Origin of the sequence: Hoeflea sp. 108, assembly GCF_000372965.1 — a bacterium.
Lineage (GTDB): Bacteria > Pseudomonadota > Alphaproteobacteria > Rhizobiales > Rhizobiaceae > Aminobacter.
On sequence record NZ_KB890024.1, the window covers coordinates 3,891,188 to 3,905,516 of the forward strand.

Genomic DNA, 14,329 nt, shown 5'->3' on the forward strand with positions numbered 1-14,329 from the left:
AGGGGGGCATCGTTTCGTTGCCGGCCTCAGCGGCCGCCGATCACGCCGATATAGTCCGACACCCAGCGGTAGTAGGGCACGCACTGGTCGTTCTGGGTGGCGCATTTCGACACCGGCGTCTTCCAGAACTTGATCTTGGCAAAGTCCTCGAAGCCGTTGGTCTTGCAGCCTTCGTCGGTGAGCAGCGCATTGCCCTTGCAGGCAGCCGGCACTGCCGGGTTCGAGCCGAACCAGGACGCGAGATCGCCCTGCAGCTTGGGGTTCAGCGAATGCTCGAGCCACATGTAAGCGCAGTTCGGATTGGCAGCCTCGACATGCATCATCGTCGTGTCGGCCCAGCCCGTGGCGCCCTCTTCCGGAATGGTCGAGGCGATCGGCTGCTTCTCCGACTTGAGCAGGTTGACCTGGAACGGCCACGAGCCTGAGGCGACAACGCCTTCATTCTTGAAGTCGTCGACCTGGATCATGGCGTCGTGCCAGTAGCGGCCGGCCAGTGTGCGCTGGACGCGCAGCAGGTCGAGGGCTGCCTTGTACTGGTCTTCGTTGAGCTCGTAGGGGTCCTTGATGCCAAGGTCCGGCTTGTGCGCCATCAGGTAGTTGGCGGCATCAGCGATGTGAATCGGCCCATCATAGGCCTGGACGCGACCCTTGTTGGGCTTGCCGTCTGGCAGGTCCATCGGCTCGAACACGATGTTCCAGCTCTTGGGCGCTTCCTTGAAGACGTTGGTGTTGTACATCAGCACGTTGGGGCCCCACTGGTAGGGCACGCCGTAGTGCTTGCCCTCGACCGTGAACCACGGCGCATCCTTGAGACGGTCATCGACGGTCGACCAGCTCTTGATCAGGCTTGTGTTGATCGGCTGGACGCGCTTGCCGGCAACCAGGCGCAGCGAGGCGTCACCCGAGGCGGTGACGAGGTCGAAGCCGCCCTCGTTCATCAACGCCACCATTTCGTCCGATGTCGCGGCCGTCTTGACGTTGACCTTGCAGCCCGTCTGCTTTTCGAAGTCGCTGACCCAATCGTAATTCTTGTCGGTCTCGCCGCGCTCGATGTAGCCCGGCCAGGCGATGATGTTGACCTGGCCTTCGCCCTTGCCGACTTCCTTCAGCTCCTGCGCGACGGCCTGTCCGGAAAAGCTGCACGCCAAGGCGATGGCTGTGCAGGATTTCAAAAATGACTTCATGTCGATTCTCCCATTTGCAGGGGGCCGCTCTCGATCGGCGGTATTGCCCTGATATGAAAGGTGCTGCGAATGAGCAGGTTTCGCAAATTCATTCGATAGAAGGGTGATATCGGTTTTTCCGATACCTAGAGCAACGCGCGTGCATTCGGATGAGCAACGGGCGCTCTTGCGCCTTAAGGCAAAGTATCGATCCCGGTATTCGGGCCGGTGCGCTCAGAGCTTCTGGCGCAGGGTTCTTTGCCCTTGGGCGACGCCGATGAAGTCGCGCGCGGCGGCCGGAAGCGACGAGCCTCGCCGCCAGACCATGCCCACCTGAACCACTGGCAGCGAGCCGGAGACATCGCGGGATTCGATCCGGTCGCCTTCCAGCGACCAGGGCCGGTAGACAAGGTCGGGCAAAAGCGCCACCCCTGCCCCTGTCGCCACAAGCGAGCGCACTGCCTCGACCGAACGGGTGCGAAAGGCAACATGCGGCTTGGCCCCGATGGCAGAAAGCAGCTTGCCGGTGTTCTCCTCGATCTCGTCGACGGAGAGCATGATCAGCGGCTCGCCGGCGATGTCACCGACGCCGATGATCTCGGCCGACGCCAGTGGATGGCCGAGCGGCAGCCACAGGCGATAGGCCGAGACCTCGAGGATTTCCGATTGCAGCGCCATGCGGTCGCGCAAATTGGAGGTCACCATGACGGCGACGTCGAGCTTGCCGCCGACCAAAAGGTGCTCGAGATAGTCGCCATTGTCTTCGATGGCCGAAATCTCGACCGCCGGATGGGCGCGGCGATAGCGGGCCAGCAGGTCCGACAGCACATAGCCCGCGACCAGCGAGGTGACGCCGAGCTTGAGCTGGCCCGTCGTCGCCGCCTGTCCGCCGAAGAAGGTGCGGCGCGCGTCCGACACGTCGGCCAGGATCTTGGTGGCGTGGCGCAGGAACTGGTGGCCCTTGTGGGTGATGTTGAGCCCACGCGGATGGCGCTCGAACAGCTCGACGCCGAGATCTCCCTCCAGTTCCTTGATCGCCTCGGTCACCGACGACTGCGAGATCGACAGGTTCTGCGCCGCACGCGAGATCGTGCCCTGCTCGGCAACGGCAACGAAGAACTGAAGCTGGCGAAGCGTGAAGGCCATGGCCGGAGTAGACAGGGCGGCGGGAGATTTGGAAAGGCCTGCGGTGGTGATGTCCCATCCTTCTCCCCGAGTGTTAGAAGACTGAAGGCGGACGAAGCAAACCTCCTTCGGCCTCGCGATCCTTCGCCCCCCTCTGGCCTGCCAGCCATCTCCCCCACAAGGAGGGAGATTAGTCGCGCCGCCGGATGCGCCCATCCTGCCACACGCCGCAGAGAGTCGCACTGAAAAGCCCAGAAGACTGGCTACCTGGGCAATTGCGCGAAGCGCGGATGAAGGCGTGATCTCCCTCCTTGTGAGGGAGATGGCTGGCAGACCAGAGGGGGGTACGAAGGATCACAACGCCGAAGATTGGCCCGAGACAGCATTGGCGCGCTCGCCTGCTCTCAAACAAAACAAGGCGGGGAAATCCCCGCCTTGTCGCAAAAGCTGATGTTCCGGGCGCGGCGGCCCGATGGCGCAGCTTAGTGCAGCACCAGCACATCCCCGGACGAGAAACTGATCTCGGTCTTTTCGCCGACGACGGGCGGCGGGGTCGAGGAATTGTTGAAAGTGTCGAGCGAGACGACGTTCTGGCCGACGCCAACGCGGACGCGGATGACGGAGCCAAGGAAATGCACGTCGGCGATCTGGCCGGTAAGGCTGGTGTCAGTGCCGGGACGACGGCCGAGCGAGATTGCTTCGGGGCGCAGGGCGAGCGACAGCGTGTCGCCCGACTTGGAGCCGTTGAGTTTGCCCTGGAGCCCGACTTCCTCGGTGTTGATCCGGACCTTGCCGGTCGCGGCATCGGAGACGGTGCCTTCGAGCACGTTGAGGGTGCCGACGAAATTGGCGACGAACTTGGTCGAGGGACGGTTGTAGATCTCGAACGGCGTGCCGGTCTGGTCGGCGCGACCCTCGTTCATGACCACGATGCGGTCGGACATCGACAGCGCCTCTTCCTGGTCGTGGGTGACGAAGATGGTGGTGATGCCGAGCTTCTTCTGGATCGAGCGGATTTCCTCGCGCAGCGAGATGCGCACCTTGGCGTCGAGCGCCGACAGCGGCTCGTCGAGCAGGAGCAGCTTGGGCTTGGGTGCGAGTGCGCGCGCCAGGGCGATACGCTGCTGCTGGCCGCCTGACAGCTGGTAAGGGTAGCGGTCGCCGAAATCGGGCAGCTTGATGATGTTGAGCATCTCCTGGATGCGCGCCTGCGCCTCGGCCTTGGGCACGCCGGCGACCTTCAGGCCGAAGCCGATGTTCTGCGCGACCGTCAGGTTGGGGAACAGCGCATAGGCCTGGAACACCATGCCGATGTTGCGCTGGTTGGGCTTGAGGCCGGTGACGTCCTTGCCGCCGATCAGCACCTTGCCCGCACTTGGCTCCTCGAAGCCGGCGACGATGCGCAGCATGGTGGTCTTGCCGCAGCCCGACGGTCCGAGGAAGGAGACGAACTCGCCGGCGCCGACGTCGAGATTGAAATCCTTGACCACGGCGACGTTGCCGAAGGACTTCTTGACGCTCTGGATGGAAAGAAAGGGATCGGCCATTGGCTTTTGCTCTTCTTGTTCAGTTCGGGCGGTTTGCCGACTTCGGCGCGAAACGGGCGAGGATCTGGATCACCGACATGCAGCCCCAGGTGATGGCAAAGGCGATGACCGCGAGCGCCGCCGGCTCATAGGCGCGGTTGGCGCCGATGTTCTGCAGGTAAGGTCCGAAGGCCGGGCGGTTGAGCAGGCTTGCAAGCGTGAACTCGCCGATGACGATGGCGAAGGTCAGGAAGGCCCCCGACAACACGGCGATCAGCACGTTGGGCAGGATGACACGCGCGATGATCGTGCCCCAGCCTGCGCCGAGGATCTGGGCCGCCTCGGTCAGGGTGCGCACATCGATGGTACGCAGTCCGGTGTCGACGGCCCGGTACATGTAGGGCAGCGCCAGCGTCGCATAACCTATGACCAGCAACGCATCGGTGCCGCGTGCCGAGCCGAGGAACGGCAGAGGCGAGTTGGAACCGTACATCCTGATGTAGCCGAAGACGATGACGATGGCCGGGATGACCAGCGGCAGCAGCGTGATGAACTCGACGATAGGCCTCAGGTGCGGCATGCGCAGCCTGATCCAGTAGGCGGTCGGCACGACGAGGAACACGCCGAGCAGAATGGTGAACACCGCCACCGTCACCGAATAGGCGAATGTTTCCTGGAAACGGCTGTCGCCGAGCACGACGCGATAGGCGTCGAAGGAATAGACGCCTCGGCGCATGCGCAGCGAGAACTCGAAGGTGGCGATCAGCGGAATGAAGAAATAGGCGGCGCCGACGATAAAGACGAGCCAGGCCCAGAAGCGAGAGGTCTTCATTTGAGCCACCTCTCCGAGCGGGTACGGAACCAGATGTAGAAGATGTTGGCGAGGCCGGTGACCACGATCATGCCGAAGGCAAGTGCATAGCCGAGATGCGGGTTGTGCAGCACGTCGCCGCGGATCTGCGCATAAAGCTTGATCGGCACTATGTTGAGCGACGAGCCGGTAAAGGCATAGGCCGTGGCAATGGCGCCGAAGGAATTGGCGAACAGCAGGATGACCGTGCCGAGGAAGCTCGGCCACAACACCGGAATGACGACCATGCGCCAGTATTGCCATGTGGTGGCGCCAAGCGTTGCGGCCGCCTCGCCCCATTCCTTCTTCAGGCCATCGATGGCCGGCGTGATGATGACGATCATCAGCGGAATCTGGAAAAACAGGTAGACGAGGATCAGGCCCCACGACGTCAGCACGTTGAAGCCCATGGCGTAGATGTCGATGCCGATGCCGCGCAACAGCACCGTCACCAGGCCGAGGCGGCCGAGCGTCGCCAGGAACGCGAAGGCCAACGGCACGCCGGCGAAATTGGAAGCGACACCCGAGAACGTCATGGTCGACGAACGCACCCAGCTCGGCAGGCCGCCACGCACGATGGCGATCGCCATGGCGAGGCCGACGAAGGCGCCGATGGTGGCCGACCAGAAGCTGATCTTGATCGACACCCAGTAGGCATCGCGGATCGAAGCGTCGAGGAACAGCTGGCGGATGTTGTCGAGCGTGTACTGGCCCTGGTCGTTCTGGAACGCGCCGATGACAAGATAGAGCGTCGGCAGGATCAGAAACATCAGGGCGAAGATGAAGAACGGCGCGACGCCGAGCCAATGGGTCGGCAAGCGGAATCCGCTGCGCGCATCCGGCGGAGCGGAGCGGGCGGCATCAGCCGTGGTGGTCATACTGGCCTGGGTCATGGGGCGCCGTCGCTGGAGCAATTCAACCGACAGGCGGTTTTCCGCCCGGAACTGCGTCGAAACAAGGTGTCAGAACGTTTTCGCAATGCCAATGGCGGCCGAGACGCTCTGGAGAAAATACGGGCGGCCGCAAGCGGCCGCCCGCTGTCAGAAGATACGATTACTTGACGTTGGCGCCGACGACGGCATCCCACTGCTTGGTGATCGCTTCCTTGGCCTTGGCCTGGTCGTCAAGCGTCGGGAACACGGCCTTTTCATAGGCAGCGGCCGGCGGCAGCTTGTCGAGCATGTCCTGCGGGATCTTGCCGTTCTTGGCGAGATCGTTGAAGCGGATCGGGTGGCAGTAGCCCTTCAGCCAGCCGAGCTGACCTTCGTCGGAATAGAGGTACTCCATCCACAGCTTGGCAGCGTTCGGATGCGGTGCGTAGGCGCTGATCGCCTGCACGTAGACGCCGGCGACGACGCCAGACTTCGGAACGACGACTTCAACCGGCGGGTTGCCGTTGAGGGTGTCGCGGCCGGCAAGCGCGTTATAGTCCCAGGTGATCAGGATCGGGGTCTGGCCCTGAGCCAGCGTCGCCGACTTGCCGATAACAGGAACGAAGTTGCCCTTAGCGTTCAACTCCTTGAAGAAGGCGAGACCCTTCTCGGCTGCCGAAGCAGCGTCGGTGGCACCCGAGCCGAGGCCGGCAGCGTAAACGCCCTGGATGGCCTGGTTGGAAGCGCGCGGATCGCCGGCGAGAGCGACCGAGTTCTTGTACTCGTCCTTGAGCAGATCGGCCCAATCCTGCGGGGCGTTCTTGACGAGGTCCTTGTTCACTTCGAACGACAGCACGCCGTAATAATCGCCATACCAGAAGCCGTCAGCGTCCTTGGCGGTATCCGGGATCGAATCCCAGGTCGATACCTTGTAGGGCTGGATCAGGCCGTCGGCCTTGGCCTGCGGACCATAGGAGAGACCGACGTCGATGACGTCAGGCGCCTGCGGGCCCTTGTTGTCCTTGTTGGCCTTGATGGCCTCGATCTCGTCGCTGGAGCCCGCGTCGGGGTTCAGTTCGTTGACGGTGATCTCGGGATACTTCTTCTTGAAGCCATCGATGACCGCGCCGTAACCGCACCAGTCATGTGGCAGCGCGATGGTGGTGAGCTGGCCTTCCGCCTTGGCGGCGGCCTCGAGCGCAGCGAGATCCTGCGCGGAAACGATCGCAGTCGTCACCATCAGCGACGCCGCGGTGAGGGAAAGCACTTTCCCCGTAAGCTTGAACATGTTGTCCTCTCCGTTGAACTAAACGCCCTGAGACGTCTGCGATGCGGTATCGGCTTCATGTGACAATCACATGAAGGTTACGTGAAGCCGTACCCCGCAGTGGAAAAAAGTTAACTACTTTTAATCGGTTGTCGCAATCGTCGCCGTTGTTTTCCGGCTAATTAATTCGGGGCTCCCCAGCCCTTCCCCTCCCCTTTTATTGACGTTGATAAGATGGAAGTTCCTTAGCCGACACTTGTCTCAAACCGTCCCCTCGATGGCGTTTTCAAGCAAGCCGAGGGCGGCCTTCTTGGTGAGCTTGACCGGGTTGCCGCCGGCGGTCGGATCGACCACCGCCATGTCGGCGATCAGGGTCTTGCGCTTCTTGTCCATGTCGAGGCCCTTGATCAGCCCCGGCAGCGCGTGCGGCACCTTCAGTTCCTTGCGCAGCTTGATGACCGCCTTGGCAAAACCGTCGAAGCCGCCCTTGATGCCGCAATAGGCCGAAAGGCGGACGATCTTCTCCTCGATGGCGTCGCGGTTGAAGGCGAGCACGTAAGGCATGAACACGGCGTTGGTCATACCGTGATGGGTGTCGTAGAGCGCGCCGATCGGATGCGACAGCGAGTGGATGGCGCCGAGCCCCTTCTGGAAGGCGGCCGCGCCCATGGCGGCAGCGCTCATCATGTGGGCGCGGGCGGTCAGATCCTTGCCGTTGGCAAAGGCCTTGGGCAGGTTCTCGAACACCAGGCGGATGCCCTCGACGGCGATGCCGTCGGCCATCGGATGGTAGCCGGGCGCGCAATAGGCCTCGAGGCAGTGGGCGAAGGCATCCATGCCGGTACCGGCGGTAATGAAGGACGGCATTCCGACCGACAGCTCGGGATCGGCAATGACGATCGCCGGCAAAAGCTTGGGATGGAAGATGACCTTCTTGGTGTGGGTCTCTTCATTGGTGATGACACCAGCGCGGCCGACTTCGGAACCGGTACCGGCAGTGGTCGGCACGGCGATGATGGGCGCGATGGCGTCGGAATTGGCACGGGTCCACCAGTCGCCGATGTCCTCGAAGTCCCAGACGGGAAGCGTCTGACCAGACTGGAAGGCGATCAGCTTGCCAAGGTCGAGCGCCGAGCCGCCACCAAAGGCGATGACGCCGTCATGCTTGCCCTTCTTGAACACCGCAATGCCCGCGGTGAGGTTCGCTTCGACCGGGTTCGGCTTGACGTCGGAAAAGACGCCATAGGGCACCTTGGCGTCGTCAAGGACCTTCAGCGTGGAAGCCACGACCGGCAGCTTGGCGAGGCCCGGATCGGTGACGAACAGCGGCTTCTTGATGCCGGTAGCCGCAAGCACCTCGGGCAGCTCGGAAATGCGGCCGGCGCCGAAGCGGACAGTGGTAGGGTAGTTCCACTTGGAAACGAGTTTGGACATTTTTTCTGGTCTCTCGAAGGTTGGTTCGAAATCGTCAGTTGACGAAAGTGTTGGCCACGCGTTCGGAACGCATCATGTACGGAATCCATATCGCAGCGCCGATGATCGATCGCACGATGGCGCGCATCGTCTCTTTGTCGAAAGCGGCGCCAGCTAATGTTTCAGGGAACATCGAGTATGCGACAAGCGCATCACCGATCTGAAACAACGGACTGATCGCAATCCAGATGATGTACCAGCCAGGAAACATCTGCAGCCGCTTGAAGGCGAAGACGAGCAACACGACCGGAGCGACAAAGAGGAGAACGACGTTAACCGCCACCTCGGCGACTACAAAGGATGCCTGGCCCGCCGTGAGGTAAGGCCAGGCTTCTGCAATGTTGGCATAGGCGGACATCTGCGCCATGCCGAACAACGGCGATGCGAAGAGCCCGAGCAAAGGCAGGATAAGCCATCCGCCAAGGCCCACGGGGCCGGCTGGAGCGCGGACTTCGGCGGTTGTCTCAGTCACAGATCAGACCTTCTCGCGCAGATGATAGGACTTCGGCCGGGTCAAATTGTCGTAGCCGATCTGCGACAGGGCAGCGCCCTTGCCGGTATCCTTGACGCCGGTCCAGACCAGCGCAGGATCGAGATAGTCGCAGCGGTTCATGAACACGGTGCCGGTCTCGACGCGGTCGCCGATCGAGATGGCGTGCTCGGTGTCGGCGGTCCAGATCGAGGCGGTGAGGCCGTAGGGGCTGTCGTTCATCAGCGCGATCGCCTCCTCGTCGTTGCGCACCTTCATGATGCCGACGATGGGGCCGAAGCTCTCGTCGCGCATCACCGACATCTGGTGATCGACATTGGTCAGCACCTCGGCCGGCAGGTAGGGCGAGCCTTCCTTGTCGTGAACATCCCTGGTGTTCATGTGGGCGACGGCACCCTTGCGCAGGGCTTCCGCCTTCTGCTCGCGGATGAAGTCGGCAAATCGCGCCTGGGCCATCGGGCCCATGGTTGTCGACTGCTCCAGCGGATTGCCGAGCGCATAGTTTTTGGTTTCGGCGATGAAGCCCTCGACGAACTGGTCGTAGACCTTTTCGTGGACGTAGACGCGTTCGATGCCGCAGCAGCATTGGCCCGAATTGAAGAACGCGCCCTCGACGAGATTGACGATGGCGTGATCGAGCTTGGCGTCCGACAGCACATAGGCCGGGTCCTTGCCGCCGAGTTCGAGGCCGAGCGTCATGAAGGTGCCTGCTGCCGCCTTCTCGATGGCGCGACCGCCGGCAACCGAGCCGGTGAAGTTGACGTGGTCGATCTTGCCCGAGCCAAGCAGCTTCTCGGTCTGGGCGTGATTCAGCACCAGGTTCTGGAACACATACTTCGGCAGGCCGGCGGCCTCAAAGGCCTTGGCGAAGCGCTCGCCGACGAGCAGCGTCTGCGCGGCATGCTTGAGGATGACGGTCGAGCCGGCGATCAGCGCCGGAACGATGGTGTTGACCGCGGTGAGATAAGGATAGTTCCAGGGCGCGATGACCATGACCACGCCGAGCGGGTCCTTCTTCACATAGCGGCGGAAACCGTCCTTGGGATTGGACGCAGGCACCGGCGCGAGCGCGCGCTCGGCGATCTCGACCATGTATTGAGTGCGTTCCTTGACGCCGCCGAACTCGCCGCCATAGCGGGTCGGCCGGCCCATCTGCCATGCCAGTTCGGGCACGATCTCGTCGCTCATGCCGACAAGGGCCTCGAGCATCTTGAGCATATAGGCGGCGCGCTCGGCGACCGGCACGCGGGCCCAGTCGGCCTGCGCCGTGCGGGCGCGTTCGACAGCCGCATTGACCGCCTGATCGGTGGCGACAGGGCGCTCGACATAGATCGAGCCATCGACGGGGGATTTGAGTTTGACCGTTTCGGTCATTTTGTTGTCCTTCCTTTAAACTTGGGCGCGCCGCGCTGCCTTCACCCTTACCCTCTCCCCGCAGACGGAGCGAGGGGGCGTCGGCATCGCGGCAGTCCTTCCCTCTCCCCGTCACTGCGGGGAGAAGACGCCGGCAGGCGGATATGGGGCAGGCAGCCCCTCCCCTGCGGCCTAGTAGCGTTCGAAGCCGCGGTGCAATTCCCAGTCGGTGATGCGGCGGTCATATTCGAACTGTTCCCAGCGCGCCGTGTGCACATAGTGATCGACGACATCCTCGCCGAAGGCCGCCCTGAGCATGACGGAGTTCTCGAGCGTGTCGGCAGCGTCGCGCAGCGTCTTGGGGATCTCGGGCAGGCTGGCCGCCTGATAGGCGTCGCCGACAAACGGCTTTTCCAGTTCGAGCTTCTCGTCGATGCCGGCAAGGCCCGCCGCGATCAGCGCCGCGAAGGCGAGATAGGGGTTGAGATCGGCGCCGCCGATGCGGCACTCCATGCGGATGCCCTTGGTGCCCTCGCCGCACAGGCGGAAGCCGGCGGTACGGTTGTCCTCGCTCCACATGATCTTGGTCGGCGCAAACGTGCCCGACTGAAAACGCTTGTAGGAATTGATGTAGGGCGCCAGGAACCAGGTGAATTCCTTGGCGTATTTGAGTTGGCCGGCCGACCATTGCTGGCCAAGCTTCGACAGGGTCCACTCGGCGCCCTTTTCATAGAACAGCGGCGTCTTGCCGTCGGCGCTCCACAGCGAGTTGTGGATGTGGCTGGAGTTGCCGGCAAGGCCGTAATTGTATTTGGCCATGAAGCTGATCGACTTGCCTTCGCTGGCCGCGATCTCCTTGGCGCCGTTCTTCAGGATGACATGGCGGTCCGCCATTTCAAGCACTTCGGCGTAGCGGACGTTGATCTCTTCCTGGCCCGGGCCCCATTCACCCTTGGAATTCTCGATCGGAACGCCCGCGGCTTCCATCTCGTTGCGCAGGCGGCGCATCACGCCTTCTTCCTTGGTGGTGATGCCGATCAGGTAGTCGCCGATATAGGGCGACGCGGTGTCGAGGTTCTGCCAGTGCTTTCCGCGCGCCGAATCATAGGTCTCGCTGAACAGGTAGAATTCGAGTTCCGAGGCGAAATAGGCGAGATAGCCGCGTTCCTGCAGCCGCTTGACCTGCTTCTTCAGGATCGCGCGCGGCGAATGCGGAAGGTCGGCATGGGTGTGATGGTCGAGCACGTCGACCAGGCAAAGTGCGGTCTTTTCGAGCCAGGGAATGTGGCGCAGCGTACCGAGGTCGGGCTTCATGACGAAGTCGCCATAACCCTTCGACCAGCTGGCCGCCTTGTAGCCGGGCACGGGCTCCATATCGATGTCGTTGGCCAACAGGTAGTTGCAGCCATGCGTCTCGTCATATGCGGATTCGACGAAATATTTGGCCAGGAATCGCTTGCCGACCAGTCGACCCTGCATGTCGACGGCGCAAGCGAGGACCGTATCGATCTCGCCGTCTGCAACCGCCTTTTTCAACTGATCGAATGAGAGATTTCCAGCCATTTCTTTCCGCTCCGGGGCGATGCCACTTCTGTTTGAGGATCGATGAAGATTGATTTTGAGAGGTTTGGGAAAAGCAGTGGCCGGCACGAGGCCGGCCACGGCCATTTTCGATCAGAGGTCAGTGACTGCTTTCGCCGACGGCACGCTCGGCCGCAGCGATATCGGCGGCCCGCTTGGCCACCTCGTCGCCGATGGGCGGGCCCTGGAAGCGACGGGCTTCGAAGCCGAACCAGATGATGGCGGTCAGCACCAGGAAGCCGACGGTGATGTAGAGCGCCCAGTCGTTCGGCGGCTGGATGCCGATCACGAAGATCAGCACCATGGCGATGATCGACAGGATGGCAAACAGCTTGAAGACGCCGGCGCCGAGATCGAACGGCCCCATCTTGTCCCACTTCGACGTACCCCAGGCGAACAGGCCGAGGGCGATCGGGATGGTGAAGGAGAAGAACAGGAAGATGACCGTGCAGGCCACGACGATGGTGTAGACAGGCGTGTCGCCGATGGAGACCAGCGACGAACCCCAGACGAACAGCACGGCAAGGATCGAGCCAGTCCAGATCGCCGCGACAGGCGTGCGGTAGGTCGGGCTGACTTTGGCCAGCGCCTTGGAGCCCGGCAGGCCGCCGTCACGCGAAAAGGCGAAGATCATGCGCGAGGTCGACGTCACCGTCGCCAGGCCGCACAGCCACTGGGCAATCAGGATCGCAAGAAAGAGCAGGTCCTTGACCACCGGGTTGACCCTTTCGGTCATGGCCCAGAAGAACACGTTCCAGCCCTGCTTGGCAGCTTCGTCCATGCTCGGCAGCATCAGCACGAAGGCGCACAGCATGATGTAGCCGAACAGGGCCGACCACAGCACCGAACCGATCATTGCGCGGGGCACCGAATGCGCCGCCTTCAGCGTTTCTTCGGAAGTATGCGCCGAGGCGTCGTAGCCGGTGATAGTGTAGATCGGCAGCAAAAGGCCGAGCAGGAACACCCACATCGACGAGTTCGCCGGCCAGACATTGCCACCCGCCTCGCCCGAATAGTTGGCGAAGGTGAAGAGACGGCTGAACTCATAGGTATCCGCCGCAGCCAGGCAGACGATGGCCAAGGCGATGGCAGTTGCGAAGATCAGATAGCCGGAGAAGTCGGTGAGCTTGGCGGTGAGGCCGATACCCATGTGGTTCACCAGCGCCTGCGCCCCGGTGATCACGGCCAGGAAGATGATGCGGGTGGTGGTGGTGTCTTCGAGACCGAAATAGCTGGAGCCGAAGGCACCCATGAAGAAGTAGTAGGTGCCGACATTGATGGCGCCGAGCACGGTGACGAGGCCGAGCAGGTTGAACCAGGCGGTCAGCCAGCCGGTGAAGCGGTTGCCGAGGATCGAACCCCAGTGATAGAGGCCGCCGGCCGTCGGATAGGCCGAGCTGATCTGCGCCATTGCGACGGCGAAGACCAGCGACACGAAGCAACCGAGCGGCCAGCCGATGCCGATGGCAGCGCCGCCGGCGCCCGAAGTCGCCTGGGCGAGCGAATTGATGCCGCCCGACAGAATACAGATGATGGAGAACGAAACCGCGAAGTTGGAGAACTGGCTCATTCTCCTTTCGAGTTCCTGGGCGTAGCCCATGCTGTGGAGGACTTTGACGTCCTCGCTCTTGTCATGTTCGGAATAACCAGGTGATGCCATGTGAGTGTCCCCTTATTGTTATGCCATCGATTGAGACGCGCGGCCGGCGCTCGGCCGGAATGGGGCTGCTTCACCCGCCTCCGGTTCGAGCTCGGCAAAGATGCCCGTGAGCAGATCCGCCCATTTCCGCTGCCCGGTCTGCGCCGAGATTTCGTCATTGCGGATTTCGATCATCGCACACGGCAGCCCGCGCGACCTGCCGTGATGTTCCAGGGTGAAGTAGACGCGGTCTTCAGGCGAATAGGGCTCGTTGACGCCCACCGTCACGCCCTCGAGGGCATGGAGCGCACCCACAAGCGGCGATGCCAGCCTGCCGTCCTCGTCATGGATGATGCCGATGTGCCAGGGTCGCGAGACCCCCTTGTAGACCGGCGTAAAGGAATGGACCGAGACCAGCCGTGTCTCGCGCCCGTCGCGCAGGCGCTCGGCCACGACCTCGTCGATGGCGTTATGGAACGGCCGCCACGACAGCGCGATGCGCGCCTCGCGCTCGGCAGCCGTCAGCCCTGCATTGCCGGGAATGGCTGTCGTCTCGCTGATCTCGGGGATCAGGTCATGTGCGGCCAGAGGGCGATTGCAGTCGATGGCGAGCCGCGACACGCGCGATTCGATCAGCGTCGCGTCGAGCCCTTCGGCGAGACGCTCGGCGACAGGCAACGCGCCCGGATCCCAGGCGATGTGCCGGACCATGTCGGAGGCGGCGAGGCCGAGCGTGCCGAAGTCGGCCGGCAGGTGGTTCGACGCGTGATCGCAAAGGATGACGTAAGGGCTGCGACCAGCCCTGTTGGTCACGCGGACAGCATTGGAGATGGCATGCACAGCAGCCTGGCCCGTTCCCATTCATTCATCCCCGGGGCCGTATCGTATGTTACGTATTTTTGTTCATTGCGCCCCTGTGGATGATTTCATACACATAATCAGAGTTTGTCAAATGCCATTTGAAGGCATGCACCGGACTAAGCGCTGGGC

At 62.4% G+C, this 14,329-nt stretch carries 12 protein-coding genes; all 12 read right to left on the bottom strand.

Annotated features, from left to right (window positions below; genetic code table 11):
• Positions 1-26: 26 nt before the first annotated feature.
• Complete coding sequence (locus tag B015_RS0119300; RefSeq protein WP_018429380.1) at positions 27-1,184, bottom strand: ABC transporter substrate-binding protein; 1,158 nt, start codon at positions 1,182-1,184, stop codon at positions 27-29.
• Between the two features lie 213 nt (positions 1,185-1,397).
• Positions 1,398-2,309 carry a LysR substrate-binding domain-containing protein gene (locus B015_RS0119305; protein ID WP_018429381.1) on the bottom strand — a complete coding sequence of 304 codons (912 nt, stop codon included), beginning with the start codon at positions 2,307-2,309 and terminating at the stop codon, positions 1,398-1,400.
• Between the two features lie 461 nt (positions 2,310-2,770).
• The gene (locus tag B015_RS0119310; protein WP_018429382.1) at positions 2,771-3,835 is read right to left on the bottom strand and encodes an ABC transporter ATP-binding protein; all 1,065 of its coding nucleotides are present in this window, start codon (positions 3,833-3,835) and stop codon (positions 2,771-2,773) included.
• A gap of 19 nt (positions 3,836-3,854) precedes the next feature.
• Positions 3,855-4,646, bottom strand: a complete 792-nt coding sequence (locus B015_RS0119315; protein WP_018429383.1) for an ABC transporter permease — start codon at positions 4,644-4,646, stop codon at positions 3,855-3,857.
• Complete coding sequence (locus tag B015_RS0119320; protein ID WP_018429384.1) at positions 4,643-5,557, bottom strand: ABC transporter permease subunit; 915 nt, start codon at positions 5,555-5,557, stop codon at positions 4,643-4,645. The genes B015_RS0119315 and B015_RS0119320 overlap by 4 nt, the downstream gene beginning before the upstream one ends.
• Before the next feature lie 160 nt (positions 5,558-5,717).
• Entirely contained in the window at positions 5,718-6,824 is a 1,107-nt protein-coding gene (locus B015_RS0119325; RefSeq protein ID WP_018429385.1) for an ABC transporter substrate-binding protein, read from the bottom strand.
• Positions 6,825-7,064: 240 nt separating this feature from the next.
• Complete coding sequence (locus B015_RS0119330; RefSeq protein ID WP_018429386.1) at positions 7,065-8,237, bottom strand: iron-containing alcohol dehydrogenase; 1,173 nt, start codon at positions 8,235-8,237, stop codon at positions 7,065-7,067.
• Between the two features lie 34 nt (positions 8,238-8,271).
• Positions 8,272-8,748 (bottom strand): DUF2569 domain-containing protein, encoded by a 477-nt coding sequence (locus B015_RS0119335; RefSeq protein WP_081623504.1) that lies wholly within the window; start codon positions 8,746-8,748, stop codon positions 8,272-8,274.
• 3 nt (positions 8,749-8,751) lie between these two features.
• Positions 8,752-10,140, bottom strand: coding sequence for an aldehyde dehydrogenase family protein (locus B015_RS0119340; protein WP_018429388.1), 1,389 nt, complete (start codon positions 10,138-10,140; stop codon positions 8,752-8,754).
• A gap of 171 nt (positions 10,141-10,311) precedes the next feature.
• On the bottom strand, positions 10,312-11,682 hold the full coding sequence (locus B015_RS0119345; RefSeq protein WP_018429389.1) for a glutamine synthetase family protein: 1,371 nt from the start codon (positions 11,680-11,682) through the stop codon (positions 10,312-10,314).
• A gap of 118 nt (positions 11,683-11,800) precedes the next feature.
• A complete protein-coding gene (locus tag B015_RS0119350; protein ID WP_020565945.1) occupies positions 11,801-13,360 on the bottom strand; it encodes an amino acid permease in 1,560 nt (519 codons plus the stop codon).
• Positions 13,361-13,378: 18 nt separating this feature from the next.
• Positions 13,379-14,200 (bottom strand): N-formylglutamate amidohydrolase, encoded by an 822-nt coding sequence (locus tag B015_RS31235; RefSeq protein ID WP_018429393.1) that lies wholly within the window; start codon positions 14,198-14,200, stop codon positions 13,379-13,381.
• Positions 14,201-14,329: the final 129 nt, after the last annotated feature.